Annotated in this window: 12 protein-coding genes; 6 read left to right on the forward strand and 6 right to left on the reverse strand. The window is 47.6% G+C overall.

The annotated features are described in order from the left end of the window. Positions 1-27: 27 nt before the first annotated feature. Positions 28-954 (reverse strand): LysR family transcriptional regulator, encoded by a 927-nt coding sequence (locus B067_RS0105900; RefSeq protein WP_019529144.1) that lies wholly within the window; start codon positions 952-954, stop codon positions 28-30. A gap of 214 nt (positions 955-1168) precedes the next feature. Between B067_RS0105900 and aptA the strand changes: the two genes are divergently transcribed. The 4 genes from aptA to B067_RS0105920 all read left to right on the forward strand — a co-directional run bounded on the left by aptA (position 1169) and on the right by B067_RS0105920 (position 8571). Beyond that, on the forward strand, positions 1169-2497 hold the full coding sequence (gene aptA, locus B067_RS0105905; RefSeq protein ID WP_019529145.1) for an omega-aminotransferase AptA: 1329 nt from the start codon (positions 1169-1171) through the stop codon (positions 2495-2497). Positions 2498-2572: 75 nt separating this feature from the next. Further along, positions 2573-4003, forward strand: coding sequence for an aldehyde dehydrogenase family protein (locus B067_RS0105910; protein ID WP_019529146.1), 1431 nt, complete (start codon positions 2573-2575; stop codon positions 4001-4003). Between the two features lie 153 nt (positions 4004-4156). Continuing rightward, on the forward strand, positions 4157-5461 hold the full coding sequence (locus tag B067_RS0105915; RefSeq protein ID WP_035801558.1) for a malonyl-CoA decarboxylase: 1305 nt from the start codon (positions 4157-4159) through the stop codon (positions 5459-5461). Between the two features lie 245 nt (positions 5462-5706). Further along, complete coding sequence (locus tag B067_RS0105920; protein ID WP_020700276.1) at positions 5707-8571, forward strand: CHASE domain-containing protein; 2865 nt, start codon at positions 5707-5709, stop codon at positions 8569-8571. Positions 8572-8608: 37 nt separating this feature from the next. Here the strand turns inward: B067_RS0105920 and B067_RS0105925 are convergent, their stop codons facing one another. Continuing rightward, the gene (locus B067_RS0105925) at positions 8609-9562 is read right to left on the reverse strand and encodes a CobW family GTP-binding protein (protein ID WP_019529149.1); all 954 of its coding nucleotides are present in this window, start codon (positions 9560-9562) and stop codon (positions 8609-8611) included. A 10-nt stretch (positions 9563-9572) separates the two neighbouring features. After that, complete coding sequence (locus tag B067_RS0105930; RefSeq protein WP_019529150.1) at positions 9573-11342, reverse strand: amidohydrolase; 1770 nt, start codon at positions 11340-11342, stop codon at positions 9573-9575. Between the two features lie 157 nt (positions 11343-11499). Here B067_RS0105930 and B067_RS0105935 point away from each other — a divergent pair, with 157 nt between their 5' ends. Then, a complete protein-coding gene (locus B067_RS0105935) occupies positions 11500-12537 on the forward strand; it encodes an AraC family transcriptional regulator (RefSeq protein WP_019529151.1) in 1038 nt (345 codons plus the stop codon). A 23-nt stretch (positions 12538-12560) separates the two neighbouring features. Here the strand turns inward: B067_RS0105935 and B067_RS19750 are convergent, their stop codons facing one another. The 3 genes from B067_RS19750 to B067_RS0105950 all read right to left on the reverse strand — a co-directional run bounded on the left by B067_RS19750 (position 12561) and on the right by B067_RS0105950 (position 14886). Next, positions 12561-13853: an MFS transporter gene (locus tag B067_RS19750; RefSeq protein WP_156820764.1), complete on the reverse strand. Its 1293-nt coding sequence runs from the start codon at positions 13851-13853 to the stop codon at positions 12561-12563. Positions 13854-13983: 130 nt separating this feature from the next. Then, positions 13984-14433: a GNAT family N-acetyltransferase gene (locus B067_RS0105945; protein WP_019529153.1), complete on the reverse strand. Its 450-nt coding sequence runs from the start codon at positions 14431-14433 to the stop codon at positions 13984-13986. 24 nt (positions 14434-14457) lie between these two features. Further along, positions 14458-14886, reverse strand: coding sequence for an Lrp/AsnC family transcriptional regulator (locus B067_RS0105950; RefSeq protein WP_019529154.1), 429 nt, complete (start codon positions 14884-14886; stop codon positions 14458-14460). Between the two features lie 147 nt (positions 14887-15033). On the opposite strand from B067_RS0105950, the gene B067_RS0105955 reads away from it, so the two are divergent. Then, a complete protein-coding gene (locus B067_RS0105955) occupies positions 15034-16203 on the forward strand; it encodes a type III PLP-dependent enzyme (RefSeq protein ID WP_019529155.1) in 1170 nt (389 codons plus the stop codon). The last annotated feature ends 96 nt before the right edge of the window (positions 16204-16299 follow it).

Raw genomic sequence — 16299 nt, forward strand, 5'->3', positions numbered from 1 at the left:
AGCTCTCTATCTAGAGACTAGCGACTCTCAGCTAGGAACTGCTACTAAATCATGCGCCTGCCGCAAGCACTGGATAAAGGTATCCACCACCCGCGAAGGCTTGGGCGACAATCTATAGGCTGTGGAAAACTCACATAAATATTGAAAGGTGGCTTCGCCGACACTTTTCATCATGCCCTGTTCCACAAATTGCTTGGCGTAGTGATCGGGTAAATAACCTAAGTAACAACCTGACATAATCAGCGTCGCTATGGCCTCTTGGTCGTAACCGGTGGCGGCGCGCTGCATACTCAACTGTTGGCCTATTTGCATATTGGGCGACATATAGCCTAGCCCCGCGTACTTGGCGGCTAGAATTTCAGCGTTACTGATTTCGCTTTTATCCCAAAAGCTATGCTGTCGACCGCAGTAGAGGTACATTTGCTCTTTAAACAGAGGCTCATAATGTATGCCACTGGCGGTACGCTGCAACGGCACCACCCCTACCTGAAAGCGGCCATCTAATAGGCCCCGCTCTATTTCATTGAGCGGCTCTACAAACACTTCCAATTCCACCTTAGGGGCCGCCCGCTCAAACAAACGCAGCGCCTTGCTAATAGCCGCCTGGGGATTGGTAACCGTTTTATCAAACAGAACGATGCTTATGTTACCGGTCATTTGCTGGTGTACGTCGTTGACCTCGCCTCTAAACTCATCCATAGCCGCTAACAAGCGCAGCGAGGCCTTGTAGATGGTTTGCCCTTCCTCGGTGAGGGCAAAGCCACTGCGGCCGCGACGGCACAGCACCACGCCTAGGCGTATCTCCAAGTCTTTTAAGTGCCGGCTAATGGTAGAACGGCCTATATTAAGCTCTACCTCGGCGGCCGAGACCCCGCCGCTTTCCGCAACCACCCTAAAGACCCGCAGCAGCCTTAAATCTATATCGCTTAACTGCCCTAAAACCTTAGTCGCCATATGCTGACTGCCTTATACTTTGCGCCGCTATCAGCCGCTTGATCAGCTATGGGATAGCACTCGGCCAATTGTTTCATGAAAATGAAAGTGAAGTGTGATATTTAGTCATTTATGAAACATAAATACAAGTGTAAATTCAAGCCCAGAATGAACGCTAAACCATAAATAAAGCCGCTCATTCACTTATTAACGTTGATTAAGTTGAGTAGAAACTATGACTGACAAGCTTGCAGGATTAACCCAAAAACAATTAGACGCCCATTGGATGGCGTTTACTGGCAACCGCCAGTTTAAAAAAGACCCACGCATTATTGTTTCTGCCGACGGTAAATATTACACCGACGCTGAAGGTCGTAAGATCTTTGACGGTTTGTCAGGCCTGTGGACCTGCGGCTTAGGCCACAGCGTACCCGAGATTAACGAAGCGGTAGCCGAGCAAATCAAAACTTTAGATTACTCACCCGCCTTCCAGTTTGGCCACCCTAAAGCATTCCAACTGGCTGAAAAAATCACTGAGTTTATGCCCGAAGGCTTAAATAAAGTGTTTTACACCGGCTCTGGCTCTGAATCTGCCGAAACCTCTTTAAAAATCGCCCGCGCTTACTGGCGCAAAAAAGGCATGCCCAGCAAGACTAAATTGATAGGTCGCGGCTTGGGCTACCACGGTGTTAACTGGGGCGGCATTTCAGTAGGCGGCATAGGCCCCAACCGTGCTTTATACGGCCAAGCGGTAGATGCCGATCACATGCGCCACACCATGCTACCTGAGAATGTATTTGTTAAGGGCCAGCCCGAAGCCGGCGCTGAGTTAGCCAACGAATTATTAGACATCATCGCCTTGCATGACGCCTCTAACATCGCTGCGGTAATCGTAGAACCTATGCCTGGTTCTGCCGGTGTTATCCCCCCGCCAAAAGGCTATTTAGATCGTCTGCGTGAAATCTGTACCGCTAACAACATCTTGTTAATTTTTGATGAGGTTATCTGTGCCTTTGGCCGCATGGGTACTAAAACCGGTGCCGAAGCCTATGGCGTAACCCCCGATATTATCAACATCGCCAAGCAAATGACTAACGGCTGTATCCCTATGGGTGCGGTAATCACCACTGACGAAATACACGATGTATTTATGGCCGAAGGCGGCCCAGAATATATGGTGGAACTACCCCACGGTTACACTTACTCAGCTCATCCAGTAGCCTGTGCTGCCGGCTTGGCATCGCTAAACTTGCTGCAAACGGGTAACTATATACAAAACGTCGCTGACTTAAGCCCCTACTTTGAAGAAGCGGTACACAGCCTAAAAGGTTGTAACCATATAACCGACATACGTAACACCGGCTTTGCAGCTGGCATTACGGTGGCAGCTCTCCCCGGCGAGCCCGCCCGTCGCCCTTATGAGATCGCCATGAAGATGTGGGAAAAAGGCTTTTATGTACGCTACGGCGGTGCCACCATACAGTTAGGCCTACCGTTCACGACTGAAAAGTCTGAAATCGATTCATTAATTAACGCCTTAGGCGAAACCTTTAACCAAGCCTAAGCTCACTATATATAGATCACAACAGCCGTGTACTACACTGACCAGTGAGTACACAGCATTTAACTATTAACGAGGATGTACAAAATGGCCGTATCACAGCCCGTAGAATTAAGCGAAGCAGGAAAAGAGATCAAAAGTCTTGTCGACCGTGCCCGCGCCGCCCAAAAGAAAATTGAAAACTACAGCCAAGAACAAGTAGATCAACTACTTCGCGCCATGGTGTGGTCAGTCGCTCGCCCCGGTGTGGCAGAAGCCATTGCCAAGCAAGCGGTAGAAGAAACCGCGCTGGGTAACTACGAAGGCAAGTTCACTAAAATGTCTAAAAAATGCCGCGCCGCCCTGTTTGATATTATCGACGATGTATCGGTAGGCGTGATTGAAGAATTACCTGAGCGCAATATTATAAAAGTCGCTAAGCCTATAGGCGTAGTGGGTGCCTTAACCCCATGTACCAATCCCGAAGCGACACCCGTTATTAAAGCGATGAACGCCCTTAAAGGCCGTAACGCCATCGTGATTGCGCCACACCCACGCGCTAAAATCACCACCAAAATGCTGTGTGACAAGATGCGCGCAGCCTTAAAAGCCTGTGGCGCGCCCGAAGATTTAGTGATCGCTATAGAGCAACCTTCTTTAGACGGCACTGCTGAATTAATGAAACAATGTGATGTGGTATTGGCCACTGGCGGCGGCGCCATGGTTAAAGCCGCGTACTCTAGCGGCACGCCTGCCCTAGGTGTAGGTGCGGGTAATGCCTGTATCACCGTAGACGAAACCGCCGACCTTGATGATGCCGCACGCAAAATCAAACTGTCTAAAACCTTTGACTACGCCACGTCATGCTCATCAGACAACAATGTCATTGCGGTTGCCGCCATCCATGACGCACTGTTAGAAAAGCTACAAGCTGAAGGCGGTTACTTAGTTACTGAAGCTGAATATCCCAAATTTAAAGACGCTTTATGGCCTGATGGTTCACACTTAAATCCTGACATCATCGCGCAATCAGCACAGCGTATCGCTGAAGTTGCCGGTGTTAGCATCCCTGAGGATAAATCTTTTATCATCGTGCCTGAAAACGGTGCTGGCCCTGAACATATGTTCTCAGGTGAGAAACTATCGGTAGTGATGGGCTTCCACAAAGTGGCCGATGTTGATGAAGCAGTAGCCTTAACCAACGCCATACAAGAGTATCAAGGCCTAGGCCACTCTTGTGGTTTATACACCACTAACGACAAAGCCATAGAAAAATTCGCCATGGGTACTAAAACCTCTCGCGTCATGATCAACCAACCACAGTCTCTATCCAACTCTGCCAACGTGTGGAACGGTATGCGTCAAACCTTCTCTTTAGGTTGTGGTTTTTGGGGTGGCAACTCGGTGAACGACAATATTAACTGGCGTCATCTGGTCAACATCTCTTGGGTTTCTCGCCCCTTAGACAAAGTTAAAGTCATTCCCAGTGACGAAGACCTCTTTGGCGATGCCATGGATTTGATTAAATAACAGCACTTACCACAGCAGTACCCAGTGACTGCCTCTCGCAGAGGCAGTCACTGTTTTGTAACACCATAACGTTATAACTTATTTTAGCCTGGCAATACCTAGGCTCACCTCCCAGGCCTAGGCCCAACACCACACAAGGTAGGAATTTACACTATGTCATTCAATTTGTGGATGAACTCCATAGCCGAAGCCGGCCGCGACTTATTACGCCGCTCTAAAGACAACAAAGAAGACAAAGATATTAAGGCGCTATGCATAGACCTGTGCTCTAACAAAGGCGAAGCCATGGGTACCGCCCTAGCCTGCGCCGTCGTTAACGCCTATCACGCCATGAATGAAAAACAGCAACTAGCGTTTTTTAAACTATTGGTTAGCGATTACAGCCCCAACTCCGACACCATACTGCGCTGTGCCGAGGCCTATAAGGCCGACACCTCACAAAAAAACTTACAAGCTCTCGATAACGCAGTAGAGCCACCACGGCAGCAATTATTCCGCCGCATTAATATGTCACCCACGGGTACGCCCACCTTGGTAGGGATGCGGGCAGACTTACAAAAACATCTTAAAGACCATGAAGACCTACGCGCTGTCGACAACGATTTAAAACACCTATTAGAATCTTGGTTTAACCGTGGTTTCTTAAAAATACGCAGCATAGATTGGAAAACCCCGGCCCATATACTAGAAAAACTGATCGCCTATGAGGCCGTACACGAAATGAACGGCTGGGAAGACTTGCGCCGTCGCCTAGAAAACGACAGACGTTGCTTTGCCTTTTTCCACCCCGCCTTAGAAGACGAGCCGCTAATCTTTGTAGAGGTCGCCTTAACCCACGGCCTAGCCACAGCGGTACAACCTCTATTGGCCCCCCAAACCAATGGCCAAAAACCAGAGCCCGCCGACACCGCTATCTTCTACTCCATTAGCAATTGCCAAGAAGGTCTAAAAGGCATTTCTTTTGGTAACTTTTTGATCAAACAAGTGGTAATGGAGTTACAGCATGAGTTGCCGCAGCTAACCCAATTTTCTACTCTCTCGCCCATACCCACTTTCTGCCGCTGGTTACACAAGGAGCTGGATAATAAAGACAGCAGCTTAATTAATAGCAAAGAGCGCAAACTATTAGCGCAAATCGATCTAGAAAACTGGCACCAAGATGCAGCCTTGGCCGAAACTTTAAAGCCGGTACTCATGCGCTTATCTGCCCATTATTTGCACAACGAAAAACGTGGTGCCGCACCGCTGGACCCTGTGGCTAGATTTCACTTAGGTAACGGCGCGCGCATAGAGCAGCTTAATTGGATGGGGGACACCTCTAAAAACGGTCTCAAACAATCGGCCTCTATTTTGGCGAACTATCTCTACAAGCTGAATAAAGTTGAAGAGAATCACGAAGCCTATATCAATGACAACGTAGTGGCCTGTTCGAAGAAATTCAAAACCTTATTAGATTAACGCCCCCTTCAAGAGGCCCCGCACTACGGAGGCCTCTTACCCCTCTCTTTACATCCTGCGCTCATCAACACAGCACTGCTGAGCTATCAAACTACCTCTCCCCATATTATCCCAGCACAGTGTAGGGTTATAGACTGCTAGCTAAACCGTTTTTTTCAAGCTTATAGGCTGATAACGAATAACAGCTATATTTATAAGTTATATTGACTACAATAAAATCATCGAACCATCAGGATGGCGTTTTAGTGAAGCTTTTAGTACATTTCTTTATTCCCTGCCTTAGTTACTTTTTTTTAGGACAGCTGGGTTTAATGCTTTCTATCCCCCCCGGCTTTGCCTCAGCGGTATGGCCGGCCTCGGGGGTAGCACTAGCCTGTATATTACTACTCAACCCCACTATGGCCACCTTGGGCATAGGGCTGGGCTCCTTAGCGCTTAATTACGGTGTAGTCACTAACAACTACAGCGAGCTTAGCCTAGGTGCAGCCACACTACCTGCAGTAATAGCGGCAGGTGCCATGTTGCAGGCCCGTGCGGGTCGATATTTATTTCGCCTCTGCAATGGTGATACGCTCAACTTAAGCACCCATACCGACATCTATAAATTTACCACTATTATTGCGCCCGCAAGCTGCCTAATTGCGGCAACCATCGCGGTGACAGCACTCTACACATCCAACACCGTAGAGACCGAAAACCTAATTTTTAACTGGGGTACTTGGTGGGTGGGCGACACCATAGGCGTATTACTATTCACTCCTTTATTGCTGACTATTTTTGCAAAAAAAAACATCTCCTTAGAAAGAAAAATGCAAGTGGTAATACCCGCCCTGGTTATATTTTTAGGCGTATTACTTTTATTTTTCAACTCAGTAGAAACACGCAAAGAGCAGCTACATAGAATAATCCATGATGATGCACATATCTTTTTACAAGAAATTGAAGAACTGCTTTCCATATCAAAAGGTAAATTGTTAGCCTATAGCGCCTTTCATCAAGGTTCTAGCACAGTATCTATGCAGGAGTTTTTTGCCTTTTCGCGGGCAATATTAGCAGGCGACACTACCTTTGCCGGCGTGGGATGGATAGAAAGAGTACCCGCAGAGCAACGCCAAACTATTGAGGGCTATATGCAAGCGCAGGGGTTTCGCGAATACAGCTTTACCGAGCTAGATAAGCAAGGTCAATTACATATTGCCGGGCAGCGTCAGGAATACTATCCCGTTTTATACCTGTACCCTATTGCCAAAAACATCAAAGCCTTTGGTTTAGATTTAGCTGCCATACCAGACCGGCTAGAAATACTCAAAACGTCTCAAGCTACCACGGAAGCTATAGCCACCGCGCCCATAAGGTTAGCCCAAGAGCCTGAAAATCAGCGTTCGATAATACTTTATGTGCCCGTATTTGACACACCAGCCATTTATGATGGCAGTCAAATACAGAAAAAACCGCAAGATTTTAAAGGCTTTATCAGCGGTGTATTTAGGGTAAATGATTTACTTGGCAAGTTGACCCCTAAAGCCCATAGGCTGAATTACGATATGTCTATTACTGATATAAGCGACAGCAACAAACCTACGGTATTGCTGCACGAACAACAGCCTTCGCTGCAACAGTTTGAGCCTATCATCAAGCAATTTAAATTTGGTAATAGGCTATATCAATTATCATTTTACGCCACCAACAACTATCAGTTTTCATCTAAAGACTGGTTAAGCTGGAGCATACTAACCATAGGCCTATTGGTTACAGCCATACTGCAATCGTTTATTTTAATTATCACTGGCATTACTGATAGAATACGCGATGAAGTAAACAAGAAAACAGCTGATTTACAGCAGGCAAAACAGCTAGCCGAATCCGCTAATAATGCTAAGTCTAATTTTTTAGCCAATATCAATCATGAATTACGCACGCCGCTTAACGCCATCATAGGTATTATCAACCTCTGTTTAAAAACACCGTTATCCGACAAGCAGCAGGATTATTTAGATAAAGCAAAGCGGGCATCTTCGACATTATTGTCACTCATTAACCAAACTTTGGACTATTCAAAAATTGATTCTGGAAAACTGGAAATAGAGGAAAAGGCTTTCAGCCTTATTGATATATTAACCACTATTAACGCCACCTTCTCACTGCAGGTCAATAGCAAAGGCATAGAGTTTAATATTATATTAGCCGACACTTTACCGGCGCAGCTAATAGGTGATCCATTAAGAATTGAACAAATACTGTTAAACCTTTGCAGCAATGCCATGAAGTTTACCCATAAGGGTAAAATAGAAATCATTATCAATGTGCAGCAGCGAAAACAGCAACACATACTATTAGAAATATCTGTTACTGACACGGGCATAGGTATGAGCCCTGAACAACAGCAGTATTTATTTGAGTCTTTCCAGCAAGCGGACAGTTCAACCACTCGTATTTATGGCGGCACAGGCTTGGGCCTAACCATTACTAAACAATTAGTAGAGTTGATGGGAGGCAGTATTAGTGTTGAAAGTACGGCACAACACGGTAGTCGTTTTAATGTGTACTTAAAATTAGGTATTGATGCAGATACCGGCGAAGTATCTGCAGACAACATACAAGCTTTATTTGATAGGGATATCAATAACAGCGAAAAAAGCAGCTTCATGGGAAATTCCTCAAAAGCCACATCACATAACAGCAGCACTACTACAGCCGACGAGACAACTGCCGGCTCTGACGCACCACTAGAAAACACCTCGGTACTGTTAGTAGAGGATGTAAAAATGAATCAGTTTGTGGCGACTAGCCTATTGGAAGATTGGGGCGCTTTTGTAGCCGTAGCCGAAAATGGCGAACACGCTATAGAAATACTGACGAAAAAGCCTTATTTCGACATTATACTCATGGACATACAAATGCCGATTATAGATGGCTATGACGCCACTAGAATAATTAGGAAAACCCCCCAATTACAACACATACCCATTATTGCCATGACCGCTAATGTCATGACCAGCGATATAGACCGCTGCCATGCTGCCGGCATGAATGACCATGTAGGAAAACCTATAGACGAAGACGAATTACTAGCAAAAATTCTAAAAAACAAACTAACAACTGTAAAGTAAGAGATTTACCACGGCATAATTAAACACTATCGATAAATTATGCCGTACAGGCTGCTAGGTCGGCAGCCAGTTGTGTTTTATCCAATTCAGCACTGGCAATAAACACCAATTGATTGTTTAACTCACCCTGCCAGTGTAGCTGCCTGTCTATGCTCAAGCGCGAACCCACTTTATGCAACAAAAACATCTGTTGCTCGGCGCCACTTAAACGCACAAAACCTTTGGCTCGGTATACGCTGGCTGGCAAGTTGTGAAAAAAAGATTTTAAGGCCTTTATTTTTAAAGGTTGCTCGCTCTGCCAGCTGGCGCTATAAAAATCATCATGCTGATGCTGGCAATGTTCATCGCAGCTATGGTCCTCATGCTCGTCCTGCACTGTACGATGCGCTTGCTGCCCCAGCAATAAAGCCAGTGGCAATTCGCCGTAGGTGGTTTCATAGACACAGGCATTGGGGAATAACCAATTATCTTTGAGATTTTGCAGTTGTTCATCGCTGACCAAATCGACTTTGTTGATGACGACTATATCCGCCACACTCAGCTGGTCCATAGCTAAACGCTTATTACTGCCTTCAAGGCCGGTAAATTGCTCGGCATCCAATACGCTAATCACCGCATCCACTGTTAAGTGATTTTCAAACTCGGGATAGCGCAAGGTGTTGACCACCTTAGAGGGCTCAGACACGCCGCTGGTTTCTATTAAGATGGCATCGGGCCTGCCTTCACGTAGTTGCAATAATTTGCGCAACTGGGCGATTAGATCACTCTCTACCGTGCAGCAGATGCAGCCGTTTTCTAGGCTAATCATATTTTGCTCGGCGCTAACCACTAACTGGCTATCGATATTAAGCTCGCCAAAATCGTTGACCATGACGGCTACTTTTAAGCCCTTCCCTTTATCTGAGGGGTCGCTATTAAGAATGCGATTTAATAAGGTGGTTTTACCCGCGCCTAAAAAACCCGAGACTATGGTTACTGGTACCGCTGCCATGGTGCACTACTCACTTATCGTAAAAGTTCGTTACGTTATCGGGGTTCAAGGGCGCTTGCAACGGCGTGTTGCTTAACTCACCGCTTCTATCCCACACCACTTGCCCAGCCATCATGGTTAAATCCACTTGTGTGTTGTGTACATTGCCTTGTAGCTCTAGCTCAAACAGGTTTCTATCTAGGGCGATGAAATCTGCCGACTTGCCCACTTCTATGCTGCCAGCGCTGTCTTCTATGCCCATGCAATGAGCGCCGTTAATCGTCATCACCCGTATCGCCTGCTCTACAGTAATAGCGTGGCCGTGGAAGGTTTCATCATTATCAAACCAGGGGTTTTTGCGGGTCATCATCGCTTCAAAACCCACCCAGCAGTTAATAGTCGATACCGGCCAATCGGTACCCATCACCGCCAAGCCACCGTGATCTAACACACCTTTAAAGTTATACATGCGATCAAAGCGCTCTTCACCCATCACCTCGCGGGCGCGGGCATAGGGCTCGGGCAACCAACCTACTGGTGAGAATTCGGCGACCACGTTTAACTCTTTAAAACGCGGTAGGTTTTCATCTAACAATACTGTTGAGTGCGCGCACTGGTGGCGTACGCCGTTGGGGCCATTGCGTTTACGGGCTTCGGCTACAGCATCTAAAAATAAGTCGGAGGCACCGTCACCCACACAGTGGGCAATCACCCGTATGCCACGTCTGTCCATGTCTACCACCATGTCGACGATATGCTCAGGGGTGAGGTTTAAACCGCCACGCCATTCGCTTTGACCCGGCCAAGGGGTCGATAAATAAGAAGAGTAAGAACCGTGGGTGCCATCAAAATGAAACTTCACAGCATTGGCGTTTAAGCGGGCGCTGCGATAGTAGTGGCGCTCACCGGCTAATAACTCCCAACGTCTGCGCACAGGGAAGATATCGTCCTGCCATGAAATCGCGGCCTCTACCCGCAGGGTCATCTCACCGGCATCGTCCACCACTTTTAAAGCGTCTAAGCGATTTTCACACACGTGTACATACTTGGTGCCCACTACGCCGCGGCTGGTTTGATACTGTATGCCTTCGCGGTAAGCCCGCTGCAAGGCAAGGGCAGGGGTCGGTGGCATAGCGGCATGGATTAACGAGTAAGCGCCGTCTACCAAAATACCGGTAGGCTCGCCGGTAATGCCGTCGCGCTCGATAAAACCATTGCGTGGGTCGGGGGTATTGGCATCTATGCCTGCCCGCTCAAGGGCTTTGCTGTTGACTAAAATACAGCCCCAAGAGCGGTCGTGTACAGCCACCGGCCTATCGCTAATAAAGCTATCCAGCCAGTTTTTATCCGCCTCTATGCCTTCACGTTTAAAGTGAAAGTGAACAAAGTATTGGCCGAATATCCACTCGCTGTTGGGGTTAGCCTCTGCATAATCCAGTATCGATTGCTTCACTTGCGCGGGGGCTGGGTCTTCCAAGCCCACATCCAAGTAACCAGCATAACCTGGCGCCAAGGTGAGATCGGGATGGGTATGCATATCGTAGAGGCCGGGCATAATAAAGCGGTCTTTTAAATCCACCACTTGAGTATGCTCGTCTATAAAAGGCGTCATGTCTGCGCGGCTACCTACCGCCACAAATACACCGTCTTTTACCGCTACCGCTTCGGCCCACTCTTGCGCGGGGTTTACGGTATAAATACGGCCGTTTTCAAATACGGTATCAGCTTTGCCTGCACCGTGGCCGGTGTGGCTGCTGCGATAATCTTTACCCTTGGGTAAACTTGCCTCTGATAAGCTCACAGTTGATGCTTCCTATAAGTTTGCTAGCTAGCGTATTGGCTAGATAGTAATAAAACAATGACCTAAGCCTACCAGCAGATCGCCCAAATAAAACTATCATTAATTGACAATATGCTATCATTTTTTGACAATAGCATTTTCACGCGTAGATGCACCCATGCTCCAACAAGTAGCCCACCAAGCCACCAATCACCTAGCCAGCCGCTTTTTAGGCCACTACTGGCAGCTGCTAGACAAACTAGCGCTAAACAGCAGGGTAGATGCCGCAGCCCTGTTAGCCCAATTAGGCTTAGACCCTAAGCAGGCACTCGAGGCCATCACTCTAAACCAGTATTATCAACTGCTGGCTTTAAGCGCTCCCCAGCTGCGGGATCAGGGATTTTTTTTACAGTTGGGCCAGTGCTTTGATATTAGCGATGCGGGCGTTTTGGGCTATGCCTCGTTAAGTGTCGATAATCTGCGCCAATCCTGGGAACTTACCGACCGCAACTACGCGCTATACCCACACCCCTTAACCGCGCAACGTATCATCGATGTACACAGCGTCAGCCTGCGCCTAAACACACCGGCACAGGCCATACATGACAGCCGTTACTTACAAGAAGAGTGGCTGAGCGCCACGTGGAAATGGATGTACCAACGCCTACCCGACATAGCCAATAGCACACAACTCACCGTTAAATTGGCCTACCCCCAACCTAGCTACGGCAAGCAATACGCCAACATCTTCCCCGGCAAGGTTTTGTTTAACCAAGCCTATAGCGAACTGTGTTTTCCGCTGAGTTGGTATGACATCCCCTTCCCCACCGCCAACCCAGCCACGGCGGCTTTGTGCCAACAGCAATGCCTGTTAATTATGAACCAGCTGGCCAGCCAAACAGACTTAGTGGAACAGGTGCAGCGGTTGTTATTGCTGTCGCCGCAGCGTGAGCTACTTAGCCTAGAGCAAATGGCACAGCACTTTCACTTACCCAGCCACAGCTTTCACCGGCAATTAAAAAAATCGGGGATGACCTATAGGCAAATTGTTAACGAGGTAAAAATGGAATTGGCCAAAGATTATCTAGCTAAGACCACCCTTCCGTTACAAGAAATTAGTTATTTATTGGGCTATGAACACGCCGCCAATTTTTATAGGGCCTTTAAACAACAGCTGGGGATGACGGCAACAACATTTCGTAACCGCTCATCCTAATCCAATTCTCATTCAATTCTAACTCAGCTTTTGCTATCAGTCGGCTCGCCATCGCCGTCTTCGTCACTGTCTTCATCGCTACCCACGTAGGCATCAACATCGGCGTGTAATATCGTACCTATAGGTGATGGTGCCTGCACATAGGTGGGGTATCTATCGATATTAGTAGACCAGGGAATAAACATCGCCCTATACAAGGCTATCGCCGCTAACAGCCCGCACATTACCGCTAGGCTGATAAACAGCCAATCCGGCCCAAATGATTGCATTAACATAGCAACAATCAAAGGCGCAGCGGATGCGGACAAACCGCTAATCATCGCAATGGTGGCGGTGGCCGGCACGATTTGTTCTGGCTCTAAAAAGTCATTCACTATCGCCATAACGATAGAGTAATTGGGAAAGCAACAGGCCCCAAACACCGCCGCCCACAGATACCATTGCCATAAGTTGGCACTGGTCACCATCACCATCACGGCCGCCACCGCCGAACACAACATAGCAAAACCCAGTACCCAGCGCCGATCTATGGTGTCGGATAACACACCCAAGGGCCATTGCGACACGATGCCGCCCGCCAGCATAATGGCCATAAACATCGCCACTTCATCCACGCTGCGCCCCATGTGTAAGCCGTATACCACCGCCATACCCAACACCACCGCATAACAAGATTGCACTAATACCACCCCCCAAAAGCCCATGGGGGTAATGCGGTATAAGGCCCGTATGCTAATACTTGCCGACACCACTTCGGTAGAGGGAGCCTCGGAGGCGGTAATTAAAATAGGTATAGCCGCCACACTCACCAGCACCGACACTAGCGCAAATAATTCAAAGCTGGCAGGGTCACCCAATTTCAAAAACAACTGCCCCACACAAATACCGGCCAACATAATGATCATATAAATAGATAATACTTGGCCGCGGTTTTTATTGGTGGCGGAATTATTAAGCCAGCTTTCCGATACCACATAAATACTGGAAAAGGCAAAGCCGGTAAGAAAGCGCATAAACATCCACACGGTGGGGTCGATAACCACCGAGTGTATTAATATAGTCACCGACGCCAAAGCGCTGAGTGCGCCAAAAGAACGTACTAGGCCAACGCGGTGAATAATCCGCGGCGCATAACGCGCACCCAATAAAAAACCGACAAAGTAGGACGACATTAACGCGCCAGTGATAACATCACCAAAACCTTCAATGGTAGAGCGCACCGCCAATAAACTACCCTGGCTGCCCGCTGCCAAGGCAATCAACGCCAAACCAATAAATAAAGGAATTAAATTTCGAATTGCTACTGCCGTTGCCAAATGCCCACTCCACCTTTAATACGTTAATTTTTTCTCATCCTTCAATCAGCAACAACAACCACTGCCCCTGCGTCTTTTATCTTGCCTCTTGCAGCTTACCGCTTACAACTTCAGCCCAAAGGGCTGAATATCACTCCACCGTCATTTGATAAGTTTGCCACTGGGTTTTTTCTGCCAGCTTATCGTAAACCGCTCGGCCGCGGTAATTATTATCGGCGGTAATCCAACGTATAAAAGGCCAGCCTTTATCTTTGGCGCTGTCATGCAGGGTATCAAATAATAAATCCACTACGCCGCTGCCACGGCACTCAGGCTGCACAAACAAATCATCTAAAAAACCTACCATTTGGCCACGTATAGGGGAAGGCATGGCGCGATAATGCATAAAGCCTATGCCCTTGCCCTGCTCGTTTTTAGCCAGTAAGCAGTAAAAGGCCTGCTCGCCATCAAAAATCCACGACCAAATGGTATCCAAAATCTCATCATCCATAGGCATGTTATAAAAATGAGCATAGGCACAGTACAACGTCTCCCAGTCATCTCTATCTTGTTCTAACAAGGGGCTTACACTAGCGGTCATGTTTCTCTCTCCGGTGGTGGTTTTTTATAATAGCTTTGATAACAGTATCAAAGTAGAGGTGCGCGTTACCCCCTCCATACAACCGATTTCCTCTAACTGCACATCTAATTCTTCGGTGGTGGGTTCTTGCAACATGGCTATCACATCATAATCGCCATTCACCGAATACAGCGATTTAATCGCGGGAACTTTTTTAAGCTGGTTGCATACCTCGCGGTTTCTTTTGGGATCTACCGCTATCATGGCATGGGCGCTCACTAAGTTACGCTGATAGTCGGCGTTAATGTTAATGGTGTAGGACTGTATCACCCGCGACTTTTCCAAGCGCTTAATACGCTCCTGTACCGTCGCCCGGCTCACCCCTAACACTGCCGCTAACTGGGTAATACTCTCCCTGCTATTGGTGGTTAGCAGGTCTATAATTTTACGGTCTAACTCATCTGTTCCTGTCATAAACCCCTCAACTTATCAATATGAGACAAAAACCTACCACTTCGCCAATATATATAGCGCACTTTTTACAGTATGACTATGTATTTTGTCATACGTGCCCTCTAAAATAACTACATTATCCAACCGTTTTATTTTAAGGAATACGCGATGTTAGGCGCACAAGCAGCAGCAACAAACAACCCAGCACCCATCAGTGTGGAACAAGCAACCACAGCTAAAGCGGATACCAACACATTGCATCAATGTGTGACTGACAACTATCAACGCCCCACCCTATTGTTAGAAGAGCGCCTATTGCGCGCCAAAGCCCGTAGGTTTATGGCTGCCATGCCTAGGGTACAGCCGCACTTTGCGGTGAAATGTAACCCTATTGCTGAAATTTTATCCATCTTTCACGACGAAGGTGTGCGCTTTGAAATCGCCTCTAAGAAAGAGCTAGAGCAGTTGATTGAAATAGGCGTAAATCCCAAAGAAGCGTTTTACAGCAACCCCATTAAATCACCCGAACACCTACAATTTGCCGTAGACAACGGCGTAGAGTGGTATGTGGTGGACTGCATAGACGAACTTAATAAAGTTTACCAAGCCAAGCCCGATGCCAAATTTTATCTGCGTCTGCACACTTCCAATGAAGGCTCTACCTTTGAGCTGTCTAGTAAGTTTGGCGCCACCGGCAGCGATGTTAGCGAAATCATTCAAACGGCTGCCGCCCTCAAAGCCGACTTGGCAGGTGTGACTTTTCACGCCGGTTCACAGTGCCTCAACGTACAAAACTGGGTGATAGGCATACGCGCTGCCCGAGCCGCTTTTGATGAAATGCTAGCAGCTGGCTTAAAGCCCCGCCTATTAAATTTAGGTGGTGGCTACCCGGTGGAGTTAGCTAAACCTGTGCCCAGCATAGAAGAGATTGGCGTTGCGGTTAACGCCGAATTAGCGGCCTTCCCTGATGACGTACACGTTATCGCCGAACCCGGCCGCTTTTTAGTGGCCGACAGCGGCCATTTTATCTGCCGCGTAGCCGGTACCGCCACCCGTGGCGGCCAGCGCTGGCTGTATTTGGACACCGGTTTTTACGGCGGCTTAATGGAGTTTGATGATTTGCCTTACTGCCTAAAAACAGATCGTGAAGGCGAATTGATCAATTGGCGCCTAGCTGGCCCAACCTGTGACTCTATAGACACATTTGCCCTAGGCTACGATCTACCCGCTGATTTACAGGCTGATGATTTTGTTTACATAACGTCAGGTGGTGCCTACACCAACTCTACTGCCAGTAACTTTAATGGTTTTGATCTGCCCGACATCAAAATCATCTAACCGCGTTTCATAGTCGGACTCACGTCCTAATCTTTGCCCCTCTTTTAGAGGGGCTTTTTTATAATTATCATGTTTCGCTCAGACCTGAGCGGACAC

Origin of the sequence: Dasania marina DSM 21967 (assembly GCF_000373485.1) — a bacterium.
Taxonomy (GTDB): Bacteria; Pseudomonadota; Gammaproteobacteria; order Pseudomonadales; family Dasaniaceae; genus Dasania; species Dasania marina.